The sequence below is a fragment of the Pseudomonas sp. PDM17 genome, assembly GCF_014851985.1.
Classification (GTDB): domain Bacteria; phylum Pseudomonadota; class Gammaproteobacteria; order Pseudomonadales; family Pseudomonadaceae; genus Pseudomonas.
Genome location: NZ_JACVAT010000004.1, coordinates 128,490 through 144,527 on the forward strand (window position 1 = coordinate 128,490; position 16,038 = coordinate 144,527).

The 16,038-nt window shown below is 66.6% G+C and carries 14 protein-coding genes; 4 read left to right on the top strand and 10 right to left on the bottom strand.

Going from position 1 to position 16,038, the window contains the following annotated elements; genetic code table 11:
- Window positions 1-4: 4 nt before the first annotated feature.
- On the bottom strand, window positions 5-565 hold the full coding sequence (locus IB256_RS14800) for a DUF2780 domain-containing protein (RefSeq protein ID WP_192293717.1): 561 nt from the start codon (window positions 563-565) through the stop codon (window positions 5-7).
- 97 nt (window positions 566-662) lie between these two features.
- Window positions 663-1,205 carry a DUF2780 domain-containing protein gene (locus IB256_RS14805; protein ID WP_081519645.1) on the bottom strand — a complete coding sequence of 181 codons (543 nt, stop codon included), beginning with the start codon at window positions 1,203-1,205 and terminating at the stop codon, window positions 663-665.
- 286 nt (window positions 1,206-1,491) lie between these two features.
- Between IB256_RS14805 and mdtD the strand changes: the two genes are divergently transcribed.
- Window positions 1,492-2,928 (top strand): multidrug transporter subunit MdtD, encoded by a 1,437-nt coding sequence (gene mdtD, locus IB256_RS14810; RefSeq protein WP_081519644.1) that lies wholly within the window; start codon window positions 1,492-1,494, stop codon window positions 2,926-2,928.
- Here mdtD and IB256_RS14815 read toward each other — a convergent pair whose 3' ends face one another.
- Both IB256_RS14815 and IB256_RS14820 read right to left on the bottom strand, forming a co-directional pair.
- Entirely contained in the window at window positions 2,929-3,438 is a 510-nt protein-coding gene (locus tag IB256_RS14815) for an ATP-dependent zinc protease (RefSeq protein WP_151189080.1), read from the bottom strand.
- Between the two features lie 95 nt (window positions 3,439-3,533).
- Entirely contained in the window at window positions 3,534-3,743 is a 210-nt protein-coding gene (locus tag IB256_RS14820; protein WP_081519642.1) for a cold-shock protein, read from the bottom strand.
- 321 nt (window positions 3,744-4,064) lie between these two features.
- Between IB256_RS14820 and dbpA the strand changes: the two genes are divergently transcribed.
- Both dbpA and yccS read left to right on the top strand, forming a co-directional pair.
- Window positions 4,065-5,441 (top strand): ATP-dependent RNA helicase DbpA, encoded by a 1,377-nt coding sequence (gene dbpA / locus IB256_RS14825; RefSeq protein WP_192403064.1) that lies wholly within the window; start codon window positions 4,065-4,067, stop codon window positions 5,439-5,441.
- A 151-nt stretch (window positions 5,442-5,592) separates the two neighbouring features.
- Window positions 5,593-7,788, top strand: coding sequence for a YccS family putative transporter (yccS, locus tag IB256_RS14830; protein ID WP_192403066.1), 2,196 nt, complete (start codon window positions 5,593-5,595; stop codon window positions 7,786-7,788).
- A gap of 150 nt (window positions 7,789-7,938) precedes the next feature.
- On the opposite strand, the gene IB256_RS14835 is transcribed toward yccS, so the two are convergent.
- From IB256_RS14835 to rpmE, 6 genes are all read right to left on the bottom strand, one after another.
- Window positions 7,939-8,673: a substrate-binding periplasmic protein gene (locus tag IB256_RS14835; RefSeq protein ID WP_192293720.1), complete on the bottom strand. Its 735-nt coding sequence runs from the start codon at window positions 8,671-8,673 to the stop codon at window positions 7,939-7,941.
- A 62-nt stretch (window positions 8,674-8,735) separates the two neighbouring features.
- On the bottom strand, window positions 8,736-9,434 hold the full coding sequence (locus IB256_RS14840) for a phosphatase PAP2 family protein (protein ID WP_225601776.1): 699 nt from the start codon (window positions 9,432-9,434) through the stop codon (window positions 8,736-8,738).
- A gap of 255 nt (window positions 9,435-9,689) precedes the next feature.
- Complete coding sequence (locus tag IB256_RS14845) at window positions 9,690-10,958, bottom strand: malic enzyme-like NAD(P)-binding protein (protein ID WP_045212856.1); 1,269 nt, start codon at window positions 10,956-10,958, stop codon at window positions 9,690-9,692.
- 103 nt (window positions 10,959-11,061) lie between these two features.
- Window positions 11,062-12,513, bottom strand: coding sequence for a M48 family metalloprotease (locus tag IB256_RS14850; RefSeq protein ID WP_405307691.1), 1,452 nt, complete (start codon window positions 12,511-12,513; stop codon window positions 11,062-11,064).
- Window positions 12,510-13,262, bottom strand: coding sequence for a thermonuclease family protein (locus IB256_RS14855; protein WP_225601777.1), 753 nt, complete (start codon window positions 13,260-13,262; stop codon window positions 12,510-12,512). Before IB256_RS14855 ends, IB256_RS14850 begins: the two co-directional genes overlap by 4 nt.
- A gap of 76 nt (window positions 13,263-13,338) precedes the next feature.
- Complete coding sequence (gene rpmE, locus IB256_RS14860) at window positions 13,339-13,554, bottom strand: 50S ribosomal protein L31 (RefSeq protein ID WP_024766509.1); 216 nt, start codon at window positions 13,552-13,554, stop codon at window positions 13,339-13,341.
- A gap of 175 nt (window positions 13,555-13,729) precedes the next feature.
- On the opposite strand from rpmE, the gene IB256_RS14865 reads away from it, so the two are divergent.
- A complete protein-coding gene (locus tag IB256_RS14865; protein ID WP_192293725.1) occupies window positions 13,730-15,991 on the top strand; it encodes a primosomal protein N' in 2,262 nt (753 codons plus the stop codon).
- The last annotated feature ends 47 nt before the right edge of the window (window positions 15,992-16,038 follow it).

Below are 16,038 nucleotides of genomic sequence, written 5' to 3' on the forward strand. Positions count from 1 at the left end.
CTCCCTACGCGCCTCGTCCGGCGACCGGCGCAGCCGGCGTCAGCGGGGCCGCCGGCGTCCCCCAGAGTCCGCCGAGCGTCCCCAGCAACTGGCTGCTCAGGCCCTGCTCGGTGAAGTAGTCGAGGATCACCCCGGCGAAGCGGCCGATCATCGACTGGTCCATGCCCAGTACGCCGAAGATCTGGTCGACGTCCTGCAGGTTGTTGATCCCGCCAAGCAGCGCCGCGGCGTTGCCCAGTCCACCGAAACCGCCCAGCGCCCCGCCCAGATCACCCAGCGAGCTGTTGCCGGCGAGCTGGTCGAGGTTCGGCAGGGATTTCTGCAATTGCGCCGTGTCGGTTTCCTTCAGGCTGTTCATCGCCATCGCCAACATGGCGCCGGTACCGCCGATGGCCTGCTGCTCGCTGACACCCAGCTGCCTGGTGAGGTTGCCCAGCAACGCGCTGGCGGCCGGCGGCACGCCCTGCCCCTGAGTGGCGGGCTCGCTGGTGTCGGTGAAGGTGGCGGCGAACACGGGGGAAACGGCCAGGCAGGCGGCCAGGAAGACGACGGAACGGATGGGCATCGACGGCTCCGGAAAGCGGATGTCCCGCCCCAGGGCGGGGCCGGATCGTCGATAGGACCGGGGCGCGGCGCGGCGGTTCCGCGCCGGCCGGCGGATATCAGGCGCCGGTGCCCCAGAGGCTGCCCAGGGTGCCGAGCAGGTTGCTGTTCAGGCCCTGCTTGCCGAGGTAATCCAGCAGCACGCTGGAAAACTTGCCGGTCATCTCCTGGTCCATGCCCAGCGCACCGAAGGCCTTGCTCACGTCGCCCATGCTGCTGACGTTGCCCAGCAGGCCGCTGGAGGCGCCGCCACCCAGGTCGCCGAGCTGGCCACCGAGGCCGCCCAGGGCATTGCTGCCGGTGAGCTTGTCGAGGCCGGGAACGGTCTTCGCCAACTGCGAGTAATCGGCGGTGCTCAGTTTGTTCTTCGCCAGGCCCAGCAGCGCGCCGGTACCGCCGAGCGCCTGTTCGTCGCTGACGCCGAGCTGCCCGGTCAGGGCGCCGAGCAGGCCGCTGGTCTGCGGCGTGGAAGCCACGCGCGAGGTGTCGGCGCCGGTCGCGCCGGACACCGCCTTGGCGGCATCGCCCAGGTTGAAGGCGAACGCGGAGGAAGTCGCCAGCAGGGCGGCCAGTGCGAGGGTGACACGGGGTTTGACGGACATCGCTGTCTCCTGGGGGTTCCGGACGCCATATCGACCGGGAGGCAGGGCCATTGTTCCGCCCTGGAAGGCGCAGCGGAGGAAAAACGCGCTCCGTTCACAGGGACAGAAATGTCCGGCGTCATCGGGCTGCGCCAGGGAACTCCTGGCCTGCCGGCAATGAAAGGTCATTCGTCCAATCACTCCGGCTGGCGACGAGGGAGAATCGTCTCGCCACTGCCGCGGCGATTTTCCCCGCGATCGGCAAAGATTCCCTAAGCTAGAGCCATCCCCGCCCGACGGACCGACCATGAGCGAACCCTTCATCCTCACGCCCCGAGTGGCCCGCCTGCTGCCCTGGCTGGTGGCCATCGCCTTCTTCATGCAGGCCCTGGACGGCACCATCCTCAACACCGCGCTGCCGAGCATGGCCCGCTCGCTGGAAGAAGACCCGCTGCGCATGCAGGGCGTGGTGATCGCCTACCTGCTCACGGTAGCGCTGCTGATCCCCTCCTCCGGCTGGATTTCCGACCGCTTCGGCACCCGCCGGGTATTCCTCTTCGCGATCTTCCTGTTCAGCCTCGGCTCGCTGCTCTGCGCGCTCTCGCCCAGCCTCGGCGCCCTGGTCGGCGCCCGCGTGGTGCAAGGCATCGGCGGCGCGCTGATGATGCCGGTGGGGCGCCTGGTGATCCTGCGCGTGTACCCGCGCACGGAGCTGGTGCGCATCCTCAGCTTCGTCACCATCCCCGGCCTGCTCGGTCCACTGGCCGGACCGACCCTGGGTGGCTGGCTGGTGGAGTACGCCAGCTGGCACTGGATCTTCCTGATCAACCTGCCGGTGGGGCTGGTCGGCTTCATCGTCGCCCTGCGCCTGATGCCGGACCTGCGCGGCGTGCGCGCAACGCGTTTCGACTCGATCGGTTTCCTGCTCTTCGGTGGCGCCATGGTACTGATCACCATCGCCCTGGAGGGCCTGGGCGAACTGCACATGCCCCACGTGCGCGTGGTTCTGCTGCTGGTGGGCGGGCTGGTGCTGCTGGCGGCCTACTGGTTGCGCGCGCTGCGCATCGAAGCGCCACTGTTCCCGCCCTCGCTGTTCGCCACGCGGACCTTCGCCGTGGGCGTCCTGGGCAACCTGTTCGCCCGACTGGGCAGCGGCTCCCTGCCCTTCCTCACGCCGCTGCTGCTGCAGATCGGCCTGGGCTTCTCGCCGTCGCGGGCGGGCATGACCATGATCCCGATGGCCCTGGCGGCCATGGTCATCAAGTCGCTGGCGCGACCGCTGCTGGACCTGTTCGGCTACCGCAAGCTGCTGGTCGGCAACACGCTGTTGCTGGGCGCGATGATCGCCAGCCTCGGCCTAGTGGACCAGAACACGCCCTACGCGCTGCTGCTGGTGCAACTGGCGGTCCTGGGCGGGATCAACTCGCTGCAGTTCACCGCGATGAACACCCTCTCGCTGATCGACCTGCGCGACGACAACGCCAGCGCCGGCAACAGCCTGCTCTCGGTGGTCATGCAGCTGTCCATCGGCATGGGCATCGCCTGCGCGGCGGCGCTGCTGGGCGGCTTCAACGGCGATCAGGAAAGCGCCCAGGGCGACGTGCTGTCAGCCTTCCACGCGACCTACTTCAGCGTCGGCATCCTTTCGATGCTGGCGGCGGCGATCTTCTTCCAGCTCAATGCCGACGACGGTCGCACCACGCCACGCCGGGTCGAGCCGGAGCATGGCGTCGACGAACACTGATCAGGGCTTGCAGGTGGGCGCGACGGTCTGGGTCTTCGAGGCGTCCACCGCGCCCAGGTGTTCCAGGGTCCGGCGGCCGAGCAGCACCGGGTAGTCCAGGGTCTGGCGGTCACGCAGGGTGAACTGCTCGCGGTAGACCTTGCCACCCAGGCACACGTCCATCAGCACCACCGGGCTGCGCTCGACGCCGCTCTCGTTCTTGAACTTGAGCACGCGCTCGACGCGCCGCTCGAAGGGCAGGCGCTGCTCCTTGCCGGTGGCCGGATCGGTGAGCATCACGTCGTACTGCACCCAGCGCTCGCCGTTCTTCTTGATCCGGACGATGTTGCGCGCATCCATCACCGAGGTCTGCGCGCCGGTGTCCAGCTTGGCCTTGAGCGGCGCCTGCTCGGGCATCAGCATGAGCGTTTCCACCCAGCCCCAGGTAGCGGGCTGCGCGGGGGCGTCGGCGGCAAGGACACTGCCCGGAATGAGCAGGCCGGCGAGCAGCAGGCGGAAGGTGAATGGCATGGATGGCGGCTCCGGAAAGGCTATGGCGGCACTATAGGCAATAAAAAACCCCGGATGTTTCCACCCGGGGTTTCTTGGCTGACGCCAGGAAGCGTTTAGGCTACCTGTACGCGCTCGGCCTGCATGCCTTTCTGGCCCTGCACGACTTCGAAGGTGACTTTCTGGCCTTCGGCCAGGGTCTTGAAGCCGTTACCTTCGATAGCGCGGAAGTGTACGAACACGTCCGGGCCGCTTTCCGGGGTAATGAAGCCGTAGCCTTTGGTCTCGTTGAACCACTTGACGGTGCCGTTCTGACGATTCGACATGGTGTTCTCCTTGGAACGTATTTTTAAAATTAGCCACGAATGGCCAGGAACTGAGTTGCAAGGAGTTACAAGGAGTCGAGCAGGACGGGGTGGAATAACCGACCGCATCAGGTCACGATCGACGGCGACCCATGCAAACACAGTGCAGAAACTCTACGACAAAAATCTGCGGAAAGCGAATCTCTTGAAAAAACCGCGGATCAGCACCTGGAGAAAATCGGACGAGTGGCCTCAAACCCTTGCCATATCAGCTTCTCAGCCCTCCTGAGGGTGCTCTCCTGCTACACTGCGCGGCCATATGGATTCACCCGGGCTCCCTTCGTGACCACCTCTGCATTTTCCAGCCTCGCGCTGTCGGCCGACCTGCTGGCCAACCTCGACTCTCTCGGCTATCGCGAGATGACGCCGATCCAGGCCGCCGCCCTGCCGGCGATCCTCAAGGGCCGTGACCTGATCGCCCAGGCCAAGACCGGCAGCGGCAAGACCGCCGCCTTCGGCATCGGTCTGCTCAGCCCGCTGAATCCGCGCTACTTCGGTTGCCAGGCACTGGTGCTGTGCCCGACCCGCGAGCTGGCCGACCAGGTGGCCAAGGAAATCCGCCGTCTGGCCCGCGCCGCCGACAACATCAAGGTACTGACCCTGTGCGGCGGCACGCCTTTCGGCCCGCAGATCGGCTCGCTGGAGCACGGCGCCCACGTGGTGGTCGGCACGCCCGGCCGCATCCAGGAACACCTGCGCCGCGGCACCCTGAAGCTCGATGGCCTGAACACCCTGGTACTCGACGAAGCCGACCGCATGCTCGATATGGGCTTCTACGACAGCATCGCCGACATCATCGGCCAGGCGCCGGCGCGCCGGCAGACGCTGCTGTTCTCCGCTACCTATCCCGACGGCATCGGCCAACTGGCGGCGAAATTCCTGAAGAACCCCGAGCGCGTGGAAGTGGAAGCGCTGCACGATGACAGCCAGATCGAGCAGCACTTCTACGAGATCGATCCCAAGCAGCGCCTCGATGCCGTCGTCCGCCTGCTTCAGCATTTCCGCCCGCAGTCCTGCGTCGCGTTCTGCCATACCCGCCAGCAGTGCATGGAAGTCGTCGAGCAGCTCAACGCCCGGAAGATTTCCGCACTGGCCCTGCACGGCGACCTGGAGCAGCGCGAGCGCGACCAGGTGCTGACCATGTTCGCCAACCGCAGCTGCAGCGTGCTGGTGGCCACCGACGTGGCCGCGCGCGGGCTGGACATCGCCGCACTGGAAGCAGTGATCAACGTCGAACTGTCGCGCGATGCGCAGATCCACATTCATCGGATCGGTCGCAGTGGTCGTGCCGGCGAAAAGGGCCTGGCGCTATCGCTGGTCACCCCCGCCGAAGCCAACCGCGCACAGGCCATCGAAGACCTGCAGGGCGCGCCGCTGAACTGGGAGCGCATCGACTTCCTCAAGGCCAGCGACACGCCGCTGCTGCCGCCGATGACCACCCTGGCCATCGCCGGCGGGCGAAAGGACAAGCTGCGTCCCGGCGACATCCTCGGCGCGCTGACCGGCGACGCCGGGCTCAAGGGCACCCAGGTCGGCAAGATCGCCATCTTCGACTTCCAGGCCTTCGTTGCCGTGGAACGCGAGATCGCCAAGCAAGCGCTGAAGCACTTCAACGAAGGCAAGATCAAGGGCCGCTCGTTCAAGGCACGCATCCTCTGACGTCATTCCCCCTGTAGGCGCGCGCCATGCCCGCGATCAAGCGCATGGCTTGCTCCTACAGGTACGACATCCAACCTGTCGCGCTCGCGATAGCCGCGCCCGGAGCGATCCGCTAGTCTGAGCGGCAGACATCCGGAAGTCCCGCACGCGCATGCTCTCCTCCCCACTGCTCCAGTCTCTGCGGCGCCTCTGGGCGCTGGACAAGTTCGCCTACAGCCTGCGGGTGTTCGTCGCCCTCAGCGGGGTCATGCTCGCGTGCTGGCTGCAGGGTCGGCCGGAGCTGGTGATCCCGCTGTTCCTCGGGGTCATCGCCAGCGCCCTGGCGGAAACCGACGACCACTGGCTGGGCCGCCTGCAGGCGTTGCTGGTGACCCTCGCGTGCTTCACCATCGCCTCGCTGGCGGTGGAACTGCTGTTCCCCTACCCGCCGCTGTTCGTCGCCGGGCTCGCACTCTCGACCTTCGCCATGACCCTGCTCGGCGCCCTCGGCGAGCGCTATGCGGCAATCGCCTCGGCGACCCTGATCCTGTCGATCTACACCATGATCGGCGTCGACCAGCGCGGTGGTACGCCCACCGATTTCTGGCACGAACCCCTGCTGCTGGTGGCCGGCGCGCTCTGGTACGGCTTGCTCTCGGTGCTGTGGAACGCACTGTTCGCCAACCAGCCGGTGCAGCAGAGCCTGGCCAAACTGTTCCTCGAACTGGGCGAGTACCTGAAGATCAAGTCGACCCTGCTGGAGCCGCTGCGCCAGCTCGACGTCGAAGCCCAGCGCCTGGCGCTGGCACGGCAGAACGGGCGGGTCGTGGTGGCGCTCAACCAGGCCAAGGAAACCATCCTCGCGCGCCTGTCCCACGGCAGGCCGAGCCCGAAGATCAGCCGTTACCTGAAGCTCTACTTCATCGCCCAGGACGTCCACGAGCGCGCCAGTTCCTCGCACTACCCGTACAACCAGCTGGCCGAAGCCTTCTTCCACAGCGACGTGCTGTTCCGCTGCCAGCGCCTGCTCAACCAGCAGGGCAAGGCGTGCAAGGCACTGGCGAAGGCGATCCAGCTGCGCCATCCGTTCGACTACAACGACAGCGAACTGGCCCTGGCCGACCTCAACGCCTCGCTGGAGTACCTGCGCCAGCAGGGCAACCCGGCCTGGCGCGGACTGCTGCGCTCGCTCGGCGCACTGGCGGCCAACCTCACCACCCTGGACCGCAAGCTCAGCGGCGCGAGCAACCCCGACATGCTCGACGACGAGCAGGACAGCACACTGCTGGACCGCTCCCCCCGCTCATTCAAGGACGCGCTGGAGCGCATCCGCCTGCAGGTCTCGCCGACCTCACTGCTGTTCCGCCACGCCCTGCGCCTGTCGCTGGCCCTGGCCGCCGGCTACGGCATGCTGCACCTGATCCACCCGACCCAGGGCTACTGGATCATGCTCACCACGGTGTTCGTCTGCCAGCCGAACTACGGCGCCACGCGCATCCGCATGGTGCAGCGGATCCTCGGCACGCTGGTCGGCCTGGTGGCCGGCTGGGCACTGATCGACCTGTTCCCCAACCCGCTGATCCAGTCCCTGCTGGCAGTGGTCGCCGGGGTCGCCTTCTTCGCCACGCGGAGCACGCGCTACACGCTGGCGACGGCGGCGATCACCCTGCTGGTGCTGTTCTGCTTCAACCAGGTGGGCGACGGCTACGGGCTGATCCTGCCGCGTCTGTTCGATACCCTGCTCGGCGCGCTGATCGCCGGCATTGCGGTGTTCCTGGTGCTGCCCGACTGGCACGGGCGCAGCCTGCACCGCCTGGTCGGCGGCACCCTGGCGTGCAACAGCCGCTACCTGCGGGAAATCATGCAGCAGTACGCCAACGGCAAGCGCGACGACCTTGCCTACCGCACCGCACGGCGCAACGCGCACAACGCCGACGCGACGCTCTCCACCACGCTGTCGAACATGCTGCTGGAACCCGGCCACTTCCGTAAGGACGCGGAGATCGGCTTCCGCTTCCTGGTGCTGTCGCACACCCTGCTCAGCTACCTCTCCGCCCTCGGCGCGCACCGCAACCAGCTGCCACCGGATGTTAACGACGACCTCATCGCCGAGGCCGCCGAACGCCTGACCAGCAGCCTCGACGACATCGCTGCGCGGCTCAACGAGCGACGCGCGGTGGCTATCTACAGCGACGAGGAAGACGCGCTGGCCAAGCGCCTGGAAGAGCTGCCCGAGGAACAGGACGACGCCCACCGGCTGGTGCAGACCCAGCTGGCACTCATTTGCCGACAGCTCACGCCGCTGCGCACCCTGGCGGCGCACCTGCTGAAGAAGGACCTCGGCGCGGAACAGATCGAGGCCACCTGACGTCGAAACTTCCAGCTGCGTAGGAGCGGACTCCGTCCACGAAACCCTTGTAGGGCGGATATCCCGGAACGGGTTATCCGCCAATGGCACCGCGGCGGATAACGCTGGCGCGTTATGCGCCCTACGGTCTGCAAGGGAACACAGCGACGGCTAAAGCCCGTGTTCGTGCATCAGCTCGTCGTAGCTGCCGTCCTCGTGCATCTCGCGGATCGCCTTGTTGAACGCCGCTATGATCGCCGCGTGGTCGGGCACATGCCGGCCAACCAGAATGTGCAGGCCATTCTCGGTCAGCGGCACCGGCAGGAATTCCAGCTGCCCCTTGAGTTCGGCAAGGTCGCCATTGAAGTGCACCCGCGCGGTGATCTCGTCTTCCAGCGTCAGGTCCACCCGCCCTGCCTGCAGCATCAGCGCCGCGTTGACGAAGCTGAACACCGGTACCCGCTGCAGTTTCGGATCGTTGTTGAACGCCTCGGAATAGGCATACCCGCGCACCATGGCGATGCGGTACGGGTAGAGATCGGCGAGCCTGGCGAAGGTGATGGGCGAGCCCTGGCGTTTGATCAGGCGTACGCGGTTGACCAGGTAGGGCTCGGAGTACACGGCGAAGGCTTCCCGCTCCGGCGAATACCAGGCATCCGCCACCAGGTCGTACTCGCCATTCGCCACGCCATGCAGCACGCGCGGCCAGGGCACTTCGATGTACTCGCTGGCGTACCCGGCGCGCTTGAGGGCAGCCTGCACCAGGTGCACCGCCACGCCGTTGCCGGGCAGTTGGCGATCGGCATAGGGCGGCCAGCGGTCCGCAGCGATGCGCAGCACCTCCCCGGCCCGCGCCGCGCTGGTAACGCACAGGAACAAGAGGATCAGCAGCAGGCGCAACGGCATCGGGTTTGTCGTCCAGAGAGAAGCTTTCAAGACTAGACGCTGCCCACGGCGTCGCGCCAACCTCAGAACAGCATCGCCGCGCGCAGGCTCATCCCGCCGCCGGTTTCCGGCACCACGGTCAGGTTGTAGCGCTCGCTTTCCGGGCCTTCGAGGAACAGGTTGTAGGTGAAGTTGGCGAAGAAGTTGCCCACCGCCATCCCCACCAGCACATCGGTGGGATAGTGCTTGTCGCCTTCCACGCGCGACAGCGCGGTCAGCCCGTCGAGGGTGTAGAGGCCGGCCTTGGCGGTGTAGCGCCAGGTCGGGTCCATGTCGATGTAGTCCAGATTGCGGCGGGTGAAACTGGTGTGCACGGCGGTAACGGCAGTGTGCTTGGACGGGAAGGAGTCGTCGGGAATCCCGTCCGGCCGCTCACGCCCGGACCATTCCTTGGCTTCCTCGACGAAGCCGGTCACGGCGTAGCGGTCCGCCGCCAGCAGCGTCAGGTTGCGCCCGCGCCAGCTCCACTTCTCCTCGCTGCTCACGTCCTTGGGTGAAGCCACCAGGGCAGTGACGACGCTCAGGCCGGTGGCGAGGTTGAGCATGCGGTCGGCCGCCTGGTTGGCGTCGCCGCCGAAGAACCAGTCGTGGTTGCTCGCCGACTTCTGCCACTGGTGGTCCCAGCCACCGGCAGCGATCACTGCCGCGCCAGCCACCGGGGCCCAGACGTCGGCACTGGTGACCGCGCGCTGCGCCGAATCCCCTACCCTCTCCCAGCTCATTTGCGGTGCCCCTGCGCAACCGATGAGCGCGGCGCTGGCCGCCAGAGTGGCGACTGCCAGCAAAGTCCGATTCATGATGCTCCCCCATGCGCCCGGCCCGCTCCAGGGCAGCGGACGCGTCAATGCATGAGCGGGGAAGGATAGTCCGGTGCGCTCTGAAGGCCTCTGCCTTCAGTCACTAATCGGTAACTCTTCGTTTCCTTCAGCGGAAAAAGAAAAACCCCGCCGAGGCGGGGTTCTTCAAATCAGACGGAATCAGCCTTTGAAGACGTCTTCCACCGACTGCAGCGGGTAGTGCTTCGGATACGGCAGGGTCGCCACGCCGGTCTCGATGGCAGCCTTGGCCACCGCGTCGGAAACGACGGTGATCAGGCGCTTGTCCATCGGCTTCGGAATGATGTACTCGCGGCCGAACTCGATGGCGCTCACGCCGTAGGCGTCGCACACGTCCTTGGGTACCGGCAGCTTGGCCAGGTCACGCAGGGCCAGGGCGGCGGCGATCTTCATTTCTTCGTTGATGCGGGTGGCGCGTACGTCCAGGGCACCGCGGAAGATGAAGGGGAAGCCCAGTACGTTGTTGACCTGGTTCGGGTAGTCCGAACGGCCGGTGGCCATGATCACGTCGTCGCGGGTGGCGTGCGCCAGTTCCGGCTTGATTTCCGGGTCCGGGTTGGAGCAGGCGAAGACGATCGGGTTCGGCGCCATGCGCTTGAGGTCGTCCGGGCTCAGCAGGTTGGCGCCGGACAGGCCGACGAATACGTCGGCGCCTTCCAGGGCGTCAGCCAGGGTGCGCTTGTCGGTCTCGGTGGCGAACACGGCCTTGTACTGGTTCAGGTCGTTGCGGCCGGCGTGGATCACGCCCTGGCGGTCGATCATGTAGATGTTCTCGACCTTGCCGCCCATGCTCACCAGCAGCTTCATGCAGGAGATGGCGGCGGCGCCGGCGCCCAGGCAGACGATCTTCGCGGTCTCCAGCTTCTTGCCGGCGATTTCCAGCGCGTTGAGCATGCCGGCGGCGGTCACGATGGCGGTGCCGTGCTGGTCATCGTGGAATACCGGGATGTCGCACTGCTCGATCAGCGCGCGCTCGATCTCGAAGCACTCGGGTGCCTTGATGTCTTCCAGGTTGATGCCGCCGAAGGTGATGGAGATGCGCTTGACGGTATCGATGAAGGCCTGCGGGCTCTCGGCGTCGACTTCGATGTCGAACACGTCGACACCGGCGAAGCGCTTGAACAGCACGCCCTTGCCTTCCATGACCGGTTTGGAGGCCAGCGGGCCGAGGTTGCCCAGGCCGAGAATGGCGGTGCCGTCGGAAATGACCGCGACCAGGTTGCCCTTGCCGGTGTACTTGAAGGCCAGTTCCGGATCACGCGCGATTTCGCGCACCGGCTCGGCGACGCCCGGGCTGTAGGCCAGCGACAGGTCGCGGGCGGTGGCGGTCGGCTTGGTCAGCTCGACGCTCAGTTTACCGGGGCGGGGTTGGGCGTGATATTCGAGGGCAGCGGTCTTGAGATCAGACATTTGGGCACTTCCGCTTTTGTTGCTTGTTGGACAGACGGGGGTCCGAGCATACGCACAAACCCCGCACCTGCCAAGGTAGCCCAAGCCCCTGCTGTCAAGACCTCTAGCGTACGACTTTCAGCCAGTCGCCAGCTTTTGGCTGACCAGTTGGATACAAGTCATTCAATAAACGTATACGATTTATCGAGTCAGATTCCGGACCGGATTCAGCCTTCGCGAACTGCTCTACAGTCTGCCCGGATTTGACCTGAATGACGGCGATCCGGCGCGGTTGTGCGAGTTTCTGCTCGTCGGCGCGCATCGGCCGGAAGCTGCGGATGACCTGCATGAAGTGGTCGTCTTCGCTTTCCAGGGAAGCGCGACCTTTGACCACACCAATGAACAGGTAGGCGCGGTCCTTCTGGTAGATCACCGCGGCGCGGCGGGCGGGCGAGCCGGGCACCACGCCGGTGGCGACGTCGAGACCGGCCTGCTGGAAACTTTCTTCGTTCGATAACCGCCCGCCAGCGCCCTTGCGCAGGTATTCCGCCGGGGTCAGCTGGCCTTCGCGGGGCACCAGCTTCATGCCGATGTAGGCCTGCTGGTCGGCGGTGTAGCCCACCAGCGCGGTCGGCTGGTTGAGGATGCCCCAGCCCGACGGGTAGGTCAGGGTGAAGTCCAGCTCCGAGTGGTAGAAGCTCTGCCCACGGCGCACGCCACTGGAAGCGGAGTCGCCGAAGGGCATGCCGTCGATGGCCTTCAGGTAGCGTTCGGCGCCGATCTCGTGCTGGCTGTTGGCGGCCAGGGTCTGGGCGGGGCCGATGACCTGCTTGAGGCGCTGGTCGTTGTCCGGGTGGGTGTCGAACAACCCGTGGTAGCCGACCGGCTGGGCGGCCTGGCCCTTGCGCGCGGCCTCGTCGCGGGCAAAGTCTTCCTGGTTCTTCAGCACCCGCACCACCTGGATCATGGCGGTCGGGTCATAGCCCGCACGGGCCAGGTACTTGGCACCCAGGCCGTCGGCCTCCAACTCCATGTCGCGGCCATAACCGCGCACGAAGGCGGTGCCGAGCACGTTGGTGAGGTCGGCGGCGGCGCCGACACCGGTGCCGATGGCCACGGCCTGGCCGAGGATGTTCCAGGCGCTGGACTGGCTCTGCTGGCGCACGCTGTGGCGGGCCGTGACGTGGCCGACCTCGTGGCCGAGTACGGCAGCCAGCTCCGCTTCCGAGCCCAGGTACGCCATCAGCCCGCGGTGTATATAGATGTAGCCGCCGGGCAGGGCGAAGGCGTTGATGTCGGGCGTGTCGATGACCGTGAAGTGATATTGCAGATTGGGCCGGTCGCTGGCGCGGGCAACCCGCTCGCCGACCTGCTGGACGTAGGCCTGCAGCTTGCCGTCTTCATAGCGCGGATACTGCTGGGCGATCTGCTGGCTGTACTTCTGCCCCATCTCCAGCTCGCTCTGCTCGCTCATCATCACGAAGTCAGACTTGCCGGTGGCCGGGTTGGTGGCGCAGCCGCCGAGAACGCTCAGCAGCGCCAGCAGGGTCAGAATTCCGAACGAGCGCAAGCTCATGGCAATACCTCCATCATCGCCGGGTCGGTCACAGGCAGCATCCATCGCGCCTGTCCGGGTTTCACGCCACCACGTTCGGCGCGGTCGATGACCCAGCCGCGCGCCTCTACCTGTCGACCCTTGAGATCGCGCAGGGTTGCATCGTCGAAACGCTTCACGAGTCTCGCCTCGATCCGCAGCACCAGCGGGCCGTCGAGATCGATCCACAGCCCGCCGCGATTGCGTTGTACCTGCTCGACCCGTCCGCGAACCACTGCGAATCCGCTTTCGTGAAGTTGTTCCGCCGTCTGTACCGGAGAGCGCTTCCACAGACCGAGCCCGGCGCTGCGGGCTTGCCGCTCGGCAGCCTGCTGGCAGGCGGTGAGATCGGTGTTGGGGGCGATAGCTACAAGGTAGCCCAGGCCTTCGGCGAGCAGACGGGATTCGAGGTTGTTGCCATGGGCGTCATAGGCGTGGGCCAGGGTGCGACCGTACTTGTCCTTGCCCTGCTGGCCGGCAACCAGGCCAACCTCGCCGTCATTGGCCGCCACCAGTTCCTGCAGACGACGCTGGGCGGCGACCGCGAAGGCTTCCTCGGAGCGGCCGTGATGGGCCAGTTCCGGGGCGTTGACGCCGATCAGGCGGACGCTGCGGCCGTCGGCGAGCTTGAGCGTGTCGCCGTCCACCACTCGCGCCACGCGCACCGTTTCGGCCGACGAAGGTTGCGGGCAGGCAGCGGCGCTGGCGTCCAGGGAAAAAAGGACAGCCATAAAAAAGGCGCCCACAAGGGACGCCTTTTTCGAATTACCGTGAAAAACCATCGTCGGCCTTTCCCGGAAATCGATCTTACTTCTTGCCGCCGAACATGGCGAAGCGCTGGTTGAAGCGGTCGATACGGCCGCCGGTGTCCAGAACTTTCTGCTTACCGGTGTAGAAGGGGTGGCACTCGGAGCAGACGTCCAGGTGAATGCCCTTGCACAGGGTGGAACGGGTCTTGATCACGTTGCCACAGCTGCAGGTAGCTTCGATGTCTTCGTACGCGGGATGGATTTCCGGTTTCATGGTCTCTTCCTCTCGGTGGTGTGCCGCCACCCAGTCTCTGGCAGAAGCCGAGCCACGGTCATCGAGGACCGCGGGCGGGATCTTTTACCGGGCACCGCACGGAAATTAAGGGCGTGGATCATACCAGAGAACGCCTTCAACGCAAGATCAGGCATGACCGACCGTCGCATCGCCCATGCTACCATCCGACGCTCCCCGCCGCCCCGGAATCCGTCGCGTGCCGTCACCGTCCATCCTGCGTCTCGCCCTGCCCTCGCCGCTGCGCCGCCTGTTCGATTACCTGCCTCCGCGCGGGGTCGACGTGGCACGCCTGCAGCCCGGCGTGCGCCTGCGCGTCCCCTTCGGCCGCCGCGAGATGGTCGGCGTGCTGGTGGACAAGGTGGAAAACTCCGAGGTCCCGGCAGACAAGCTGCGCCCGGCCCTGGCCGTACTCGACCGCGAGCCGCCGATGCCAGCGCACCTGCTGGAGCTGTGCCGCTGGACGGCGCAGTACTACCAGCACAGCCTGGGCGACACCTTCTCCTGGGCACTGCCCAACCTGCTGCGCCAGGGCGACCCGGCCGAGGCGCGCCAGCAGCGCTTCTGGCATGCCGAACCCGGCGCCCGCGAGGAAGACCCGCGTCTGGCCCGCGCGCCGCGCCAACGCGAGACGCTGAAGATCCTCAAGCAGCATCCCCATGGCGTCGCCCACGACCTGCTCAGCCAGTTGCAGATCAACAAGGACAGCCTCGACCTGCTGCAGGAAAAGGGGCTGGTCACGCTGGAGGTGCGCGTCCACAGCGTGGCGCCACACCACGGCCCGTGGCTGGCGCAGGCGGAACTGCCGCTGAATGCCGAGCAACGCGCCGCCTTCGAGGCCGTGCGCGCCGGGTTTGGCAGTTTCCACAGCTTCCTGCTCGCCGGCGTCACCGGCAGCGGCAAGACCGAGGTCTATCTGCAACTGATCCGCGAGACCCTGGAGGCCGGCAAGCAGGCGCTGGTGCTGATCCCCGAGATCAACCTCGGCCCGCAGACCCTGAGCCGCTTCGAGCGCCGCTTCAACGCGCGCATCGCCCTGCTGCACTCCGCGCTGACCGACCGCGAGCGCCTCGACGCCTGGCTGGCCGCCCGCGACGGCGAGGCGGACATCATCATCGGCACCCGCTCGGCGCTGTTCACCCCCATGAAGAATCCGGGGCTGATCATCATCGACGAGGAACACGACGCTTCCTATAAACAGCAGGAAGGCTTGCGCTACCACGCCCGCGACCTGGCCATGGTGCGCGCGCGACTGGAGAACGTGCCGATCCTGCTCGGCTCCGCCACCCCCGCGCTGGAGAGCCTGCACAACGCCCAGAGCGGCCGCTACGGCTTGCTGCGCCTGACCCAGCGCGCCGGCGGCGCGCACCAGCCGAAGTTCCACCGCCTGGACGTGAAAAGCCTGCCGCTGGATTCGGGCATCTCCATGCCGCTGCAGCGTTCGATCAAGGAGACCCTGGCCGCCGGCCAGCAGGTGCTCGTCTACCTGAACCGCCGCGGTTTCGCTCCGACCCTGCTGTGCCACGACTGCGGCTGGATCAGCCAGTGCCCGCGCTGCGACGCGCGAATGACCGTGCACCAGGGCAGCGGCGAGCTGCGCTGCCACCACTGCGACCACCGCGAGCGGCCGCCGCGCAACTGCCCGAAATGCGGCACGGTTGACCTGCGCCCGGTCGGCGCCGGCACCGAGCGCGCCGAGGAGCGCCTGCGCATCCTTTTCCCGGATTACCCGGTGCTGCGTATCGACCGCGACAGCACCTCGCGCAAGAACGCTATGCGCGACCTGTTCGCCACTATCAATAAGGGCGAGCCGTGCATCCTGGTGGGCACGCAGATGCTCGCCAAGGGGCACCATTTCCCGCGCGTCACCCTGGTGGCGATCCTCGATGCCGACGGCGGGCTGTTCTCCGCCGACTTCCGCGCCAGCGAACGCATGGCCCAGCAGATCGTCCAGGTTGCCGGCCGCGCCGGGCGCGCAGAGGAACCAGGCCGTGTGCTGATCCAGACCCACCTGGCCGACCACCCATTGCTGGTGCAGCTCACCGAGCAAGGCTACTTCGCCTTCGCCGACCAGGCCCTCACCGAGCGCCGCTCCGCCGGCCTGCCGCCCTTCTCGCACCTCGCCCTCCTGCGTGCCGAGGCGCACAAGCCGGGGCAGGCCGAAGGCTTCCTCGACGAAGCCTGTGCCGAGGCCGAACGCCTTCAGGCGACCCTTGGCCACGACGTCGACCTCCTCGGCCCGGTACCGGCGCCCATGGAGCGCCGCGCCGGCCGCTACCGCGCGCAACTGCTGCTGATGAGTACCGCCCGCGCACCACTGCATCGCCTGCTCACGCCCTGGCTGCAGACACTCGAAGGCATGCCCAGCGGACGCCAGGTGCGCTGGTCGCTGGACGTGGACCCGATTGACCTGTTCTGACAGATGCGCCGCACGGATAAAACCCGCCGGGCTTGCGCATCCGTCCT

Excerpts from the sequence above, each read along its gene's own strand:
- IB256_RS14800 (WP_192293717.1), bottom strand. The coding sequence starts at position 565 with ATGCCCATCCGTTCCGTCGTCTTCCTGGCCGCCTGCCTGGCCGTTTCC.
- IB256_RS14805 (WP_081519645.1), bottom strand. The coding sequence starts at position 1,205 with ATGTCCGTCAAACCCCGTGTCACCCTCGCACTGGCCGCCCTGCTGGCG.
- mdtD (WP_081519644.1), top strand. The coding sequence starts at position 1,492 with ATGAGCGAACCCTTCATCCTCACGCCCCGAGTGGCCCGCCTGCTGCCC.
- IB256_RS14815 (WP_151189080.1), bottom strand. The coding sequence starts at position 3,438 with ATGCCATTCACCTTCCGCCTGCTGCTCGCCGGCCTGCTCATTCCGGGC.
- IB256_RS14820 (WP_081519642.1), bottom strand. The coding sequence starts at position 3,743 with ATGTCGAATCGTCAGAACGGCACCGTCAAGTGGTTCAACGAGACCAAA.
- yccS (WP_192403066.1), top strand. The coding sequence starts at position 5,593 with ATGCTCTCCTCCCCACTGCTCCAGTCTCTGCGGCGCCTCTGGGCGCTG.
- IB256_RS14835 (WP_192293720.1), bottom strand. The coding sequence starts at position 8,673 with ATGCCGTTGCGCCTGCTGCTGATCCTCTTGTTCCTGTGCGTTACCAGC.
- IB256_RS14840 (WP_225601776.1), bottom strand. The coding sequence starts at position 9,434 with ATGAGCTGGGAGAGGGTAGGGGATTCGGCGCAGCGCGCGGTCACCAGT.
- IB256_RS14845 (WP_045212856.1), bottom strand. The coding sequence starts at position 10,958 with ATGTCTGATCTCAAGACCGCTGCCCTCGAATATCACGCCCAACCCCGC.
- IB256_RS14850 (WP_405307691.1), bottom strand. The coding sequence starts at position 12,513 with ATGAGCTTGCGCTCGTTCGGAATTCTGACCCTGCTGGCGCTGCTGAGC.
- IB256_RS14855 (WP_225601777.1), bottom strand. The coding sequence starts at position 13,262 with ATGGCTGTCCTTTTTTCCCTGGACGCCAGCGCCGCTGCCTGCCCGCAA.
- rpmE (WP_024766509.1), bottom strand. The coding sequence starts at position 13,554 with ATGAAACCGGAAATCCATCCCGCGTACGAAGACATCGAAGCTACCTGC.
- IB256_RS14865 (WP_192293725.1), top strand. The coding sequence starts at position 13,730 with ATGCTACCATCCGACGCTCCCCGCCGCCCCGGAATCCGTCGCGTGCCG.